The organism is Streptomyces sp. NPDC045022, assembly GCF_056432605.1.
On record NZ_JBWKIR010000003.1, the window covers coordinates 327,943 to 342,166 of the forward strand.

The 14,224-nt window shown below is 72.1% G+C and carries 12 protein-coding genes; 4 read left to right on the forward strand and 8 right to left on the reverse strand.

What is annotated here, in order from left to right; genetic code table 11:
- Positions 1-215: 215 nt before the first annotated feature.
- On the reverse strand, positions 216-1,589 hold the full coding sequence (gene proP / locus AC07C1_RS07655; RefSeq protein ID WP_478937594.1) for a glycine betaine/L-proline transporter ProP: 1,374 nt from the start codon (positions 1,587-1,589) through the stop codon (positions 216-218).
- Positions 1,590-1,980: 391 nt separating this feature from the next.
- Here proP and AC07C1_RS07660 point away from each other — a divergent pair, with 391 nt between their 5' ends.
- The gene (locus AC07C1_RS07660; RefSeq protein ID WP_478937595.1) at positions 1,981-4,017 is read left to right on the forward strand and encodes a bifunctional glycosyltransferase 87/phosphatase PAP2 family protein; all 2,037 of its coding nucleotides are present in this window, start codon (positions 1,981-1,983) and stop codon (positions 4,015-4,017) included.
- On the opposite strand, the gene AC07C1_RS07665 is transcribed toward AC07C1_RS07660, so the two are convergent.
- A complete protein-coding gene (locus tag AC07C1_RS07665) occupies positions 3,995-4,387 on the reverse strand; it encodes an ATP-binding protein (RefSeq protein WP_478937826.1) in 393 nt (130 codons plus the stop codon). The two genes, AC07C1_RS07660 and AC07C1_RS07665, sit on opposite strands and share 23 nt — an antisense overlap.
- Before the next feature lie 108 nt (positions 4,388-4,495).
- On the opposite strand from AC07C1_RS07665, the gene AC07C1_RS07670 reads away from it, so the two are divergent.
- Both AC07C1_RS07670 and AC07C1_RS07675 read left to right on the forward strand, forming a co-directional pair.
- Positions 4,496-5,323 (forward strand): helix-turn-helix domain-containing protein, encoded by an 828-nt coding sequence (locus AC07C1_RS07670; RefSeq protein WP_478937597.1) that lies wholly within the window; start codon positions 4,496-4,498, stop codon positions 5,321-5,323.
- Complete coding sequence (locus AC07C1_RS07675) at positions 5,304-5,561, forward strand: DUF397 domain-containing protein (RefSeq protein WP_478937598.1); 258 nt, start codon at positions 5,304-5,306, stop codon at positions 5,559-5,561. Before AC07C1_RS07670 ends, AC07C1_RS07675 begins: the two co-directional genes overlap by 20 nt.
- On the opposite strand, the gene AC07C1_RS07680 is transcribed toward AC07C1_RS07675, so the two are convergent.
- The gene (locus AC07C1_RS07680) at positions 5,545-6,714 is read right to left on the reverse strand and encodes a steroid 3-ketoacyl-CoA thiolase (RefSeq protein ID WP_478937600.1); all 1,170 of its coding nucleotides are present in this window, start codon (positions 6,712-6,714) and stop codon (positions 5,545-5,547) included. The two genes, AC07C1_RS07675 and AC07C1_RS07680, sit on opposite strands and share 17 nt — an antisense overlap.
- A gap of 232 nt (positions 6,715-6,946) precedes the next feature.
- On the opposite strand from AC07C1_RS07680, the gene AC07C1_RS07685 reads away from it, so the two are divergent.
- Positions 6,947-8,182: a cytochrome P450 gene (locus tag AC07C1_RS07685; protein WP_478937602.1), complete on the forward strand. Its 1,236-nt coding sequence runs from the start codon at positions 6,947-6,949 to the stop codon at positions 8,180-8,182.
- A 30-nt stretch (positions 8,183-8,212) separates the two neighbouring features.
- Here the strand turns inward: AC07C1_RS07685 and AC07C1_RS07690 are convergent, their stop codons facing one another.
- The 5 genes from AC07C1_RS07690 to AC07C1_RS07710 all read right to left on the reverse strand — a co-directional run bounded on the left by AC07C1_RS07690 (position 8,213) and on the right by AC07C1_RS07710 (position 14,120).
- Complete coding sequence (locus AC07C1_RS07690) at positions 8,213-8,893, reverse strand: YoaK family protein (RefSeq protein WP_478937603.1); 681 nt, start codon at positions 8,891-8,893, stop codon at positions 8,213-8,215.
- A gap of 394 nt (positions 8,894-9,287) precedes the next feature.
- Positions 9,288-9,701 (reverse strand): aggregation-promoting factor C-terminal-like domain-containing protein, encoded by a 414-nt coding sequence (locus AC07C1_RS07695; protein ID WP_478937605.1) that lies wholly within the window; start codon positions 9,699-9,701, stop codon positions 9,288-9,290.
- Between the two features lie 365 nt (positions 9,702-10,066).
- A complete protein-coding gene (locus tag AC07C1_RS07700) occupies positions 10,067-10,891 on the reverse strand; it encodes an ECF transporter S component (RefSeq protein WP_478937606.1) in 825 nt (274 codons plus the stop codon).
- Positions 10,888-12,987: an ABC transporter ATP-binding protein gene (locus AC07C1_RS07705; RefSeq protein ID WP_478937607.1), complete on the reverse strand. Its 2,100-nt coding sequence runs from the start codon at positions 12,985-12,987 to the stop codon at positions 10,888-10,890. The genes AC07C1_RS07700 and AC07C1_RS07705 overlap by 4 nt, the downstream gene beginning before the upstream one ends.
- On the reverse strand, positions 12,984-14,120 hold the full coding sequence (locus AC07C1_RS07710; RefSeq protein WP_478937608.1) for an energy-coupling factor transporter transmembrane component T: 1,137 nt from the start codon (positions 14,118-14,120) through the stop codon (positions 12,984-12,986). Before AC07C1_RS07710 ends, AC07C1_RS07705 begins: the two co-directional genes overlap by 4 nt.
- Positions 14,121-14,224 lie beyond the last annotated feature (104 nt).

A 14,224-nucleotide genomic window follows, 5' to 3' on the forward strand; every position in this document is an offset into this window, starting at 1 on the left:
CGACGCGGCGGCACCCGTCGGACGGCCGGAGCCCCGGGGCTGCCTGCGGCACGGTGACTTCACGGCGCGTCGACGGCGACCTCCTGGGGGCGCGGGGAACTGCGCGAGCGGCCACGACGCGGCCGCACCCGTCAGACGGCCCGTACCCCTGCGGCGGTTACCGAGCCTCCACTGCCGGGGCGGAACCCGTCAGACGGCCCGTACCCCTACGGCGGTTACCGGCCCTCCACTGCCGGGGCGGAACCCGGCAGGGGCCGGCCCGCGGACTCCGCCATCCGCCACACCGCGAACCCGCCCACGACAGCCGCGGCCATCATGTAGTACGCGGGCATCATCATGTTCCCGGTCGCCCCGATCAGCGCGGTCACGACCAGCGGAGTCGTCCCGCCGAACAGTGACACGGACACGTTGAAGCCGATGGAGAGGGAGCCATAGCGCACCCGGGTCGGGAAGAGCGCCGGAAGAGCGGCGGGCATGGCCGCGGTGAAGCAGACCAGGAGCAGACCCAGCGCACCCATGCCCAGCGCGACGGCGACCAGGCTGCCCTGGCGGATCAGCAGCAGCGCGGGGATGGAGAGGAACAGGAAACCCGCGCAGCCCGCCGCGATCACCGGACGGCGGCCGACCCGGTCGGTCAGCGCACCCGCGAACGGCTGGACGATCATCATCAGGGCCATCACGCCGAGCACCACCAGCAGCCCGTGCGTCTCGTCGTACTTCAGCTCACTGGTGAGGTAGCTCGGCATGTACGACAGCAGCATGTAGTCGGTGACGTTGAAGATCAGCACCAGGCCCATGCAGACCAGCAGCGCCTTCCACTGGCCGGTGATCATCTCGCGCAGCGGCACCTTCGGCCGGGCCGACTCCGCCTTCTCGATCTCCGCCGCGAACGCCGGGGTCTCCTCCAGCCGCATCCGCAGATAGAGGCCGATGATGCCCATCGGGCCCGCGATCAGGAACGGGACGCGCCAGCCCCAGGCGAGCAGGTCGGCCGAGGAGAGCAGGGCCGTCATCAGGGTGACCAGGCCGGCGCCGCCGATGTACCCGGCGAGCGTGCCGAACTCCAGCCAGCTGCCGAGGAAGCCGCGCTTCTTGTCCGGCGCGTACTCGGCGATGAACGTCGACGCGCCCGCGTACTCGCCACCGGTCGAGAAGCCCTGCACCAGGCGGGCGGCCAGGAGCAGCAGCGGCGCTCCGACCCCGATCGTGGCGTACGACGGGATCAGGCCGATCGCGAACGTGCCCACCGCCATCATGATCATCGTGACGGCGAGGACCTTCTGCCGGCCCACCCGGTCGCCCAGCGGACCGAAGACCATGCCGCCGAGGGGGCGGACCAGGAAGGCCGCGGCGAAGGCGCCGAACGTCGACAGCAACTGCGCGGTCGGGTTGCCGGACGGGAAGAAGACCTTGCCCAGGGTGACGGCGATGTAGCTGTAGACACCGAAGTCGAACCACTCCATCGCGTTGCCGAGCGCCGCCGCCTTCACGGCGCGCTTGACGAGCGCGGGGTCGGTGACGGTGACGTCGGGGGCCTTGGCGGCCCGGCGGGGCTTCGGATGCGGGGTGACGGCTGTGACGGTCGCCAAAACGAGGCTCGCCTACCTTTCGACGGGAACAGGTACGCGACCCGGACGGCGGCGCTGCCGGGATCGGGCCGAAAATCGACCTTAGGGCGACTTCCGTGCCTTACATCCTGTAGGCGAGTCGATGCAGGGTGCAGCTAAATGGCGCATACGCAGGTACGTCTGCCCGCTCACGCACCGCCATTCGTGCTGCTCAGTGTGATGCTTCTCGCCCCTTGCCCGCGGAACCGGGCCCTCCCGGGACTGCCGTCTTCCGGACAAAAGGCGGCGGACGTCAGGTGAGGCGAGGGTGGTCGGCGTCCTCTTTCAGGGGGTCTGCGAGCCTCATAGGGTGCGCAGAGGGAAACCCGGTGCGCATGCGCCCGGGGCGACTGGGGTGGGAGGCCGGCGAGGCGTGGCGAACGTGGAGCACAGCGGGCGACCGGCGGAGGCACTCGGCCCGGCCGCGGTCGGAGCGCGCCTGCGAGCCACCCGGCTCGCACTGTGGGCGGTGGCGGCGATCCTCGCGGTACGGCAGGTGGCCGCCGTCCTGACCACGCCGAGCGGCGAGCGGCTCACCGACCTGGAGACCTGGGTCGGCCCCGAGGGCGTCCTGCACGTGAAGGGCTCGCTCTACGACTCGACGCAGTTCACCGGCACCCCCTTCGGCGGCCTGGTCCTCAAGCCGCTGACCCGTTCCGCGGAGGCCGCGCTCGGCTGGGGCTGGACCTTCGGCACGCTGCTGCTGGTCGTCGCCCTCGGCCTGATCGCCGCCCGCGCGCTGCCCCGGCCGGTCAGCCGCCGCACCTCCCTGCTGGCCGCCCCGGTCGCCATCAGTCTGCTCATGCTGTCGCTGCCGGTGCGCAACACCCTGTGGCTCGGCCAGACCAGCATCATGCCGGTGCTGCTCGTCCTGCTCGGCTGCTTCACCGTACGCGGGCAACGCGTGAGCGGCCTGTGCATCGGCCTGGCCGCCGCACTCCAGCCCACGGTGCTGCTGTTCGCCCCCCTGCTGTGGCTCACCGGCCGCCGCAGGGCCGCCCTCACCACGGCCGGCACCTTCGCCGCCTGCACCGTGCTCGCCTGGGCGGCGATGCCGCACGACTCCCACACCTACTGGGTGCACCACATGGCCGGCGCGGGCCTCGGCGGCCGGGCCGACGACCTCGCCAACCAGTCCCTGCACGGCGCCCTGCTGCGCCTGGACCTCACCGGCCCGCTCGAGACCGCCCTCTTCCTGCTGCTGGGTGCCGCCGTCGCCGTCCTCGCCCTGCGCCGGGCCGTCCGCTACGCCCACGACGGCCAGCTCCTGCTCGCCGTCGCCGTCACCGGCTGTGCCGCGGTCGCCGTCTCTCCGGCCACCTGGCAGCACCAGCTGCTGTGGGTGCTGCTCGCGGTGGTCGGCCGGGTCGGCCGGCGCTCCTCCGACCGGTACGTCTGGCCGGTGGCCGTCGTCCTGGTGAGCACGCTCCCGGCGGAGATGATGCTGCCGCACATGGCGGTGATGTACCCGCTGCGGGACAACCTCGTCCTGCTCGCCGCCCTGGCCGCCGCCACGGCCCTCCCCTTCCTGTCCCGCACCTCGCCGAACTACCAGATCCCGATCCCGGCGGAAGCCGCCCCGCGGGTCCCGGCCCGGTTCCGGAACATTCCGCTCCTGCCCTTCCTGCGCCGGGTCCTCACCCGCCCGAACCTGCTCCTGGAGCTGCTGCTGCTCCGCGTCACATACGCCGCCTACCAGCAGGTACGCCTCGCCGCGACCGGCGGCACCAACTCCGGGGGCCGGGCGGCCGCCGAGCGGCACGGCCATCTGGTCCTCGACGCCGAACGCTTTCTGCACATCGACATCGAGCACGCCGTCAACCACGCCGTCGTGCGGATCGACTGGCTGCGGCACTTCTTCGACTACTACTACGAGTCCTTCCACTTCGTGGTCCCCCTGACCGTCCTCGGCGTCCTCTACTGGCGCCGCCCGGTCGACTACCGCTGGGCCCGCGCCTCCCTCGGCTTCGCCACCCTGCTCGCCCTGGTCGGCTTCTGGCTCTTCCCGCTGGCGCCGCCGCGCCTGATGCCGGCCCTCGGCATGATCGACACCGTCCACGGCGTCCAGGACTTCTCCAAGCCGGACTACGGCACCCTGACCGCGCTGACCAACCAGTACGCGGCGATGCCGTCCCTGCACTTCGGCTGGTCCCTGTGGTGCGGGGTGGTCATCGCGGTCATCGCCCCGAAGTGGTGGATGAAGGCCCTCGGCCTCCTCCACCCCCTCTTCACCGTCTCGGCCATCATCGCCACCGGCAACCACTGGGTGCTGGACGCGGTGGGCGGCGCGGTCGCGGTGGGCGCGGGCTTCGGGCTGTCGTACCTCTTCCAGGGGCCGCGGGCGCGGGCGGCCGGGGCGACCGTCATGAACGGCGCCCCGGAGCCGGTCAGGGACGCGGCCCCCGGCTGAGATCACTCCGGCCGACGCATTCGAACCACACTGCCTTGCCGCCGTGGATCCCCCGGGACACACCCCACTTGTCGACCACGGCATCCACCAGAGCAAGACCACGGCCACGCTCGGCGTCCGCGGGGGCACGGTTCGTCAGGGAAGGGAGCCGAGTGAAGCCGTCGGTCACCTCGACCCGTACGCCTGCCGTCAGCCGGGCCAGCAGTACGGTGCAGCGGCGGTCGGGCACATGCCGGACGACGTTGGTCACCAGCTCGCTCACGCCCAGCTCCACGGCGAACGTCAGCTCCGGCAGCTCCCACTCGCGCAGCAGCGAGCGGGTGATGCGGCGGATGTGGCGTACCGAGTGCTCGCCGACGGTGAGGTGCATGCGGTACTGGGGGGTGTGGGGAATGTTGAGGTTCACAGGACGAGGCTGACGTCGCGTCACTACTCTCGGCTACGGTACGAACGCAACGGGTCCGGGAGGGGACTTGTCATGGTGAACATCAACACCCTCGACCCGGGTGCCTCACCGCTCGATTACTACGGCTTCGAACTCCGCCGGTACCGGGAGGCGGCCGGGCTGACGCAGCGGCAGCTCGGGGATATCGTCAACTACACGGGGTCGCTCGTCGGCCAGGTTGAGACGGCCAGGAAGTTGCCGACCGTCGAATTCAGCGAGCGGGTGGATGCGGCGCTGGGAACGGGAGGGTTACTGACACGACTCGTCCCGTTGGTGATGCGGAGCCAACTCCCGGCGTGGTTCCAGGAAGTGGCCGAGCTGGAGATGCGGGCGACTCGGATGCACACCTTCCATACGCACCTGATTCACGGTTTGTTGCAGACCCCGGCCTACGCTCGTGCTGTGCTCGGCGTGCTTGATCAGCACAAGCTCGACGATCGCACCGCCGCACGGTTGGCCCGCCAGCGAATCTTCGACAAGGGCGACCCTCCGCAGTTCTGGGCAGTCATCACCGAACCTGCGTTGCGCCAGGAGATCGGTGGCCGTGGGGTCATGCGAAACCAACTGGCCCACCTGTTGTCGTTCGAGGGGCATCGCCTGATCAACATCCAGGTACTGCCCTTCTCAGCTGGGGCTCACGCGGGTTCGCAGGGCTCGTTCGACCTCTTCCACTTCGCGGGCGATCCCTCCATCGTGTACACCGAGGGCTACAGCAGCGGGCATCCGACCGCGAATCCGGACACCGTCAAGGAGTGCTCGCTCCGTTACGATCATCTTCAGGCCGCCGCGCTCTCCCTCAGGGACTCGGCGGAGCTGATCCGGCGCGTAATGGAGGAACGCTTTGGAGAGCAAGTGGCGTAAGTCCAGCTACAGCGGAGACCAGGGCGGCTCGTGTGTCGAGTGCGCGCCCCTCGGCGCCCTCGCCTGGCGAAAGTCGTCCTACAGCAGCGACCAAGGCGGCCAGTGCATCCAAATCGCCGAACTGCCCAATACCGCCGTTGCCATCCGCGACTCCAAGACCCCGGCGGGCCCGATCCTCACGATCGACCCCGCCGCGTTCAGCACCTTCGTCTCCTGGACGTCTACAGCCGCTGAATGATCGTCCCGGTGGCCAGCCCACCGCCCGCGCACATGGTGATGAGCGCGAACTCCTTGTCCGCCCGCTCCAGTTCGTGCAGGGCGGTGGTGATCAGGCGGGCCCCCGTCGCCCCGACCGGGTGGCCCAGGGCGATCGCACCACCGTTCACGTTGACCTTCCCCAGGTCCTGCCCGAAGACCTGGGCCCAGCTCAACACCACCGACGCGAACGCCTCGTTGATCTCCACGAGGTCGATGTCCCGCAGGGACATCCCCGCCTTGCCCAGCACGGCGTGGGTGGCGTCGATGGGTCCGTCCAGGTGGAAGTGCGGGTCCGCGCCGACCAGGGCCTGGGCCACGATCCGCGCCCTCGGCTTCAGCTTCAGGGCGCGAGCCATCCGCTTCGACGCCCACATGATCGCCGCAGCGCCGTCCGAGATCTGGGAGGAGTTGCCGGCCGTGTGAACCGCCGTGGGCATCACCGGCTTGAGACCCGCCAGCGCGTCCATCGAGGTGTCGCGCAGCCCCTCGTCCCGGTCGACCAGCCGCCACATGCCCTGTCCGGCGTGCTGCTCCTCCTCGGTGGTGGGCACCTGCACGGCGAACGTCTCCCGCTTGAAACGTTCCTCCGCCCAGGCGTGGGCCGCCCGTTCCTGGGAGCGCAGGCCGAGGGAGTCGACGTTCTCGCGGGTCAGCCCCCGGTGCCGGGCGATCCGCTCGGCCGCCTCGAACTGGTTGGGCAGGTCGACGTTCCACTCGTCGGGGAACGGCTTGCCCGGACCGTGCTTGGAGCCCGAGCCCAGCGGTACGCGTGACATGGCCTCGACGCCGCAGCTGATCCCCACGTCGATCACACCCGAGGCGATCATGTTGGCGACCATGTGCGAGGCCTGCTGCGAGGAACCGCACTGGCAGTCGACCGTCGTCGCCGCCGTCTCGTACGGCAGCCCCATGGCCAGCCAGGCCGTGCGCGCGGGGTTCATGGACTGCTCGCCGGCGTGCGTCACCGTGCCGCCGACGATCTGCTCGACCGCGTCGGCGGGAATGCCGGTGCGGCCGAGGAGTTCACGGTAGGTCTCACCCAGGAGGTAGGCGGGATGCAGGTAGGCGAGCGCGCCGCCGCGCTTGCCGATCGGGGTGCGTACGGCTTCGACGATCACGGGTTCGGCGGCCATGGGTGCGGGTCCTCTCTGAGAGGGCTCTCCTCCAGAACTGGTACGCGTTCTAGTTCTATGGGTGCAGTCTGCTGACGTGACGTCCACCACCGCAAGGGTCTTGCAGGCGTCGAAGCCGTGATCTGCGCGTACTCGGCACGGATTGGCGATGTCGTACCTCTTGCCAGTTCTGGAACTCGTTACTACGTTCACGGCACTTGCTGATGGACCGTCAGATGGCTGGGAGTCGCCCATGCACTGCCCCGCGCTGCCCGACGGGTTCGACTTCACCGACCCCGACCTGCTCCACCACCGCGTGCCCCTCCCGGAGTTCGCCGAGCTGCGCCGCACCGAGCCGGTCCGCTGGATCCCGCAGCCGCGCGGCGTCGCGGGCTTCGCCGACACCGGCTACTGGGCCGTGACCCGGCACGCCGACGTCAAGTACGTCTCCACGCACCCGGAACTCTTCTCCTCCACTCGCAACACCGCGATCATCCGCTTCAACGAGCACATCGAGCGCGACGCGATCGACGCGCAACGGCTGATCCTGCTCAACATGGACCCACCGGAACATACGCGGGTGCGCCAGATCGTGCAGCGAGGCTTCACGCCACGCTCCATCCGCGCCCTGGAGGACCGTCTGCGCGCCCGCGCCGAGGCGATCGTCGCCGGTGCCCGCGCCCGCTCCGGGCCGTTCGACTTCGTCACCGAGGTCGCCTGTGAACTGCCCCTGCAGGCCATCGCCGAACTGATCGGCGTCCCCCAGGCGGACCGCTCCAGGATCTTCGACTGGTCCAACCGGATGATCGCGTACGACGACCCCGAATACGCCATCACGGAGGAGGCCGGGAGGCAGTCGGCCGTCGAGATCATCGCCTACGCGATGAACATGGCCGCCGAGCGCAAGCAGTGCCCCGCGCACGACATCGTGACGGCGCTGGTGGCGGCGGAGGACGAGGGCAATCTGAACTCCGACGAGTTCGGCTTCTTCGTGCTGATGCTGTCGGTGGCCGGCAACGAGACCACCCGTAACGCCATCACCCACGGCATGCACGCCTTCCTCACCCACCCCGGCCAGTGGGACCTCTTCACACGCGAGCGCCCGTCCACCGCGGCGGAGGAGATCGTCCGCTGGGCGACTCCGGTCAACTCCTTCCAGCGGACGGCGACCCAGGACACGGACCTGGGCGGCGTGCTGATCAAGAAGGACGACCGGGTCGGTCTCTTCTACGCCTCCGCCAACCACGACCCCGAGGTCTTCACCGACCCCGACGCCTTCGACATCACCCGTGACCCCAACCCCCACCTCGGCTTCGGCGGCGGCGGCCCCCACTACTGCCTCGGCAAGTCCCTCGCGATCCTGGAAATCGACCTGATCTTCAACGCGATCGCCGACGCGATGCCGGGTCTCCGCCTGGCCGACGCCCCTCGCCGGCTGCGCTCGGCCTGGATCAACGGCGTCAAGGAACTCCGGGTCACGGCCGGCTGAGCCGCCCCCGGGGCGGTCGCAGGCAGTGCCTCACTCCCGCCCCGAGGCCACCACCGCCAGCGTCCCCGACGCCAGGGCCGCGAGCAGCAGCGGGATGCCCAGGCCCTGGTGGAGGACCAGCCAGGCGCCCAGGCAGGCGCCGCCGAACATCGCGATCACCGAGGCCGTGCGGCGTGGGGAACGGTGGCCGGTGGCGTCTCCGAGGCGGGATTCGGCGGCCAGGCCGGTCAGGGTCATCGTCAGGACCGTGGTCGTCAGGTCGGGGACGCCCAGTTTGCGGACCGTGGCGTTGCGCAGCCCCATCGCGAAGGCCGTGAGCGCGATCAGGGCGTACCGGGTGCCCGGGGCGTCCGGCCAGGCGAAGGCCACCGCCGCCGACGCACCTACCAGGACCGCCTCGGCCGCCAGTGTCAGCCGGGCCCACCGGCGCCGGGAGCGCCCTTCCGAGCGCGCCGCCACCCGGCCGCCCGCCACCGCACCCAGCAGGAAGGAGGTCAGGGAGACCGCCGTGTGCGGGACGGAGAAGCCCGGGGCGCCGGCCGCCGCGAAGCCCAGGACGACCACGTTGCCGGTCATGTTGGCGGTGAAGACCCGGCCCAGGCCCAGATAGCTGACGGCGTCGATCAGACCGCTCACCACGGTCAGCAGCAGGAGCACGGCCACCAGCCGTACCCCGCGCTCCTCCGGGTCCGGTGTCGTCGGGCTCGGCATCGTTCCTCCGCTCGGCCGGACGGGCAACGTGGTGGTGACCACTCCACCATGGGCGCTGCCCGGCCGCCCGGACATGCGCGCGCACCCTCGCCGATCGGGGGCGAGGGTGCGGGTGCTGGATGTGGGGGCCGTCGACCGTCAGGGGTCGTACCGGGCGGCCCTGGCCCGGCTGGCGCGCTGGTTCAGCGGCGGGGCGGCGTGGCGCCGAGCGGCTCGGAGGATCGGCCGAGGGGGGAGCCGGCTCAGGAGCGAGCGGCTCGGAAGGGAGCGGCTCAGGAGGGAGCGGCTCGGAAGGGAGCGGCTCAGGAGGGAGCGGCTCGGAAGGGAGCGGCTCAGGAGGGAGCGGCTCGGAAGGGAGCGGCTCAGGAGGGTGAGCGGCTCAGGACGGAGCGGCTCAGTACCAGCCGTTGGCCTGCCAGAAGTTCCAGGCCTGGGCCGGGCTGCCGTAGCGGGAGTTCATGTAGTCCAGACCCCACTTGATCTGGGTGGCCGGGTTGGTCTTCCAGTCGGCACCGGCCGAGGACATCTTCGACGCCGGCAGGGCCTGGACCAGGCCGTAGGCGCCGGAGGAGCTGTTGGTGGCGGTCGGGTTCCAACCGCTCTCGTGCTCGACGATCTTGCTGAACGCGTTGTACTGCGCGGCATCCGGGATCATCTTGTGCGCGACCGCCTGGGCCGAGGAGGCCGAGGTGGGGGCGGCCTGCGCGGGCGCCGCGCTCAGCGCCATACCGGCGGTGGCGGCGGCCAGCGCGGCGGCGGTGAGGGCCTTCTTCGGGGAAGCGATGCGGCGGATGAAGGAGACGGACACGGAGAACCTCTTGACGTCGGGGACGGGGGATCGCCCACATGGGACGGGCCACGCGCTGTGGCCGCATGTGTCGGCGCCGCGGCCCTGAGGGCTTGTGGCGCCTGGCGACGTCGTCCAGATAAGCAGGCCCGAAATCTGCCCGCAACAACCCCTTTTACTAGTTGTGGCCGGATCGAGGGGAAACGTCGGCACTGTGACGTGGGTCGCAAACCGCAGGTCAGAAGGGGTGCGGCGAAGGGCGTATCGGACAAATCGGGCTACGGCCCCAGGTCGTAGGTGACCTGCGTCATGTGGGGTGCTTCACCGTCTCGCTCACGACATGGATGCGGGCTCTCACGCAGCGGGACGGCCGCGTGTGCCGCCCGTCACGCGGCGGGACCGTCGAATGTGACCGCGGTCTCGAACGCGGCCCGACGCGTGGCCCGGCGCAGCGCGCGCAGCACCGCCGGGCCGAGCACCAGGGTCAGCGCCACCGTGCAGACGGCCCGGCCCAGGTCCCAGCCGACGGAGGTGGCGAGGCAGTACGCGACGAAGCGGGCCAGGTTCGCGGGAACCGGGGCATGCGGGTCGAAGGAGATGTTCGAGGCCGCGGCGCCCAGGAACGGCCAGCCGGCCAGATTCATGAGCGTGCCGTAGGCGAAGGCCGCCAGGAAGCCGTACACGGCCAGCAGCAGCAGTTCTCCCCGGCCGCGCAGCCCGATCGGCCCCGGGAGCAGACCGGCACCCATCGTGAACCAGCCCATCGACAGCATCTGGAACGGCAGCCACGGCCCCACCCCACCCGTGAGCAGCGCGGACGCGAACATCGTCACCGAGCCCAGCGCGAAGCCGAAGCCGGGACCGAGCACCCGCCCGCTGAGCACCATCAGGAAGAACATCGGCTCGATCCCGGCCGTGCCCGCGCCGATCGGCCGCAACGCCGCCCCGGTCGCGGCCAGCACGCCCAGCATGGCCACCGCCTTCGGCCCGAGGTCCGACTCGGAGATCGTCGCCGCCACGACCGCGACCAGCAGCACCAGCAGGCCCGCGAAGAGCCAGGGCGCGTCCTGGGCGTGGGCACTCAGCCCCGCGGTGGGCGGGGCGAGGAAGGGCCAGCCGAAGGCGACCACACCGACCGCGCTGGTCAGCGCGAGGGCCGCGAGGGAGCGGGGGGCGAGGCGGACGGCCCGGACCCGGGGGGCGGGGCTCATGCCAGTGCCTCCCGCACCTCGGCCACCGTCAGCCACTGCTGCGGGGCCAGGATCTTCGTCACCTGCGGTGCGAAGGAGGGAGAGGACACCACGATCCCGGCCGTCGGGCCGTCCGCGATCACCTCGCCCTCGGCGAGCAGCACCACCCGGTGGGCGATCTCGGCGGCCAGCTCCACATCATGCGTGGCCAGCACGATCGCGTGGCCCTCGGCGGCCAGCCGGCGCAGCACGGCCGCCAGCCGGGCCTTGGCCGCGTAGTCCAGGCCACGTGTCGGCTCGTCCAGCAGGAGCAGGGGAGGACGGGCGGTGAGCACCACGGCCAGGGCCAGCGCCAGGCACTGGCCCTCGGACAGATCGCGGGGGTGCGTGTCGTCCGTGATGCCCGGCAGCAGCTCGGACACCAGCGCCCGGCAGCTGCCGGGATCGGCGCCCGCGTCCCGGTCGGCCGCCGCGCACTCGGCGGCCACCGTGTCGGCGTACAGCAGATCACGCGGGTCCTGCGGGACGAGACCGACGCGGCGTACCAGCTCACCGGGCGGGGTGCGGTGCGGGACGGCGCCGCCGACGTGGACCGTGCCGCCGCTGGGCTCCACCAGTCCGACGAGCGAGCCGAGCAAGGTGGACTTCCCGGCCCCGTTGCGGCCCATCAGCGCCACCGTCTCACCGGGTACGACGCTCAGGTCCACCCGGTACAGGGCGTCGATCCGCCCGCGCCGGACGGTCAGCGCCCGGACCTCGGCGACCTGCGTGTGTTCCGGCCCCGGTGACGTCGTGGCCGCGCGCCGGAACAGCCGACGGCGGGCGGGCCTGGCGGGGATGACGGGCGCCGGTGCGGCGGCGGACCGGGGCGGGGGGACGGAGCGGGTGGCCGGTGCCGCGGGGGCGGAGTGGGTGGCTTTTGATGCGGGGGTGGCTTGGGGTGCGGGGACCTGTCGGGTGGCCGGTGGTGCCGGGTCGGCTTGGGGTGCGGGGGCGGAGTGGGGGGCTGGTGGTGCCGGGTCGGCTTGGGGTGCGGGGGCGGAGTGGGGGGCTGGTGGTGCCGGGTCGGCTTGGGGTGCGGGGCAGGAGTGGGTAGCTGGCTGTGCCGGGGCTGCTTGGGGTGCGGGGACGTGTCGGGTGCCCGGTGGTGCGGGGACGGGGCGGGTGGCCGGTGGTGCCGGGTCGGCTTGGGGTGCCGGGGCGGAGTGGGTGGCCGGTGGTGTGGGGGCGGGCTGGGGTGGCCGGGTGGGCTCGGCCGTTGCGGTGGCCGGGGCTGCGGGGGTCGTCCGGGGGCGGGGCCGGTCGGCCAGGCGGGCGCGCAGGTCGGTGGCGCGGCGGCGGGCGTCCCGTACGGTCAGCGGCAGCGGGGACCAGCCCGCGAGCCGGCCCAGATCCACCACCGGCGGATACACCGGGGACACGGCCATCACCTCGGCCGGGGAGCCGACGACCGGGGCGGCGCCGGGGGCGGGCAGCAGCACGACCCGGTCCGCGTACTGGACCACCCGTTCCAGGCGGTGCTCGGCCATCAGGACGGTCGTCCCCAGGTCGTGCACCAGCCGCTGCAGCACGGCCAGCACCTCCTCCGCCGCGGCCGGGTCCAGCGCCGAGGTCGGCTCGTCCAGCACCAGCACCCGGGGGTGCGGGGTGAGGACCGAGCCGATCGCGACCCGCTGCCGCTGCCCGCCGGACAGCGTGGCGATCGGACGGTCCCGCAGCGCGGCCAGGCCCAGCAGGTCCAGGGTCTCCTCCACCCGGCGCCGCATCACCTCCGGGGCGAGCCCCAGGGACTCCATGCCGTAGGCGAGTTCGTCCTCCACGGTGTCCGTCACGAAATGCGCGAGCGGGTCCTGCCCCACCGTGCCGACCACGTCGGCGAGTTCACGGGGCTTGTGGGTACGGGTGTCCCGCCCGGCCACCGTGACCCGGCCGCTCAGGGTGCCGCCCGTGAAGTGCGGGACCAGCCCGCTGACCGCGCCGAGCACGGTCGACTTGCCGACCCCGGACGGGCCGACGAGCAGCACCAGTTCCCCCTCCGGCACCTCGAAGTCGACACCCCGGACCGTGGGTTCGGCGGCACCGTCGTACGTCACGCCGACAGCCTCGAAGCGGATCACGACGGCTCCTCGGAGGGTTCGGGCGCCTTGGCGGTCCGGGGCGGCTCGGTGGCCTGGGGGACGACGAAGGCGGGCAGCAGGGCGAGCAGGACGGCGGCGGCGGGCCACAGCGGGAGCGTGGGCGCGACCAGGGGCACGACCCCCGGGTGCAGCGCCTCCGGGTCGCGGGCGGCGGCGAGCGCGAGCAGCGCGGCGACCGCGACGCCCGAGCCCGTGACCAGCCAGGCCCGTACGCCCCACGGGTCCGGGCGGTACCGGGTACGAAGGGAACGGCGGCCGCCCAGCCGCAGGCCCGCCAGCGCGGCGAGCACCCCGGCGAGCAGCACCGGCAGCCCGTACGTGCCGCCCTCCGCGGTGAGCAGCCCGTACGTTCCCGCGCACACGCCGAGCAGACCGCCGAGGGTGAGCGCGGCCGTGGTACGGCGGACGCGGGCGGGGACGTCGGCGGTGCGGCCGTAGCCGCGGGACTCCATCGCGGCGGCGAGCGCGACCGAACGCTCCAACGCGCCCTCCAGAACCGGCAGGCCCACCTGGAGCAGGCCCCGTACGCCCCGGTCGGGGCGGCCACGCAACCGGCGGGCGGCCCGCAGCCGCTGGACGTCGGCGATGAGGTGGGGCGCGAAGGTGAGCGCGACGACGACGGCCACGCCCGTCTCGTACAGCGCGCCGGGGAGGGACTTCAGCAGGCGGGAGGGGCTGGCGAGGGCGTTCGCCGCGCCCACACAGATCAGCAGGGTGGCCAGCTTCAGGCCGTCGTAGGCGGCGAAGACGAGCGCCTCGGCGGTGACCTTGCCGCCCAGGCGGATGCCCTGCGCCCAGTGGGGGAGCGGGACTTCGGGGAGGGCGAGGAGGGTGTGCGTGCCGGGGATGGGGGAGCCGAGGGCCACCGCGAACAGGAGGCGGACGAGGATGACGGCGAGGGCGAGTTTCGCGAAGGCGGTGTAGGAGCGGGACCAGGGGGCGGGGGAGCGGTGGGTCGCCACGACGTAGGCGGACGCGGCGATGAGGAGGGCGAGGAGGAGGGGGTTGGTGGTACGGGTGGCCGCGGTACCGAGACCCAGCGACCAGAGCCACCAGGCACCAGGGTGCAGGGCGACCCGACCCCGGCCGGGGCGCGTACGTGACTGCGGCACCCGTGGTTCCCCAGGGGCGCGGGGAACTGCGCGACCAGCCACGTGCGGCCCGCTGCTGCACACGGGCCTCACCTGCTGCCCGCAAGCGCAAGCGCAAGCGCACG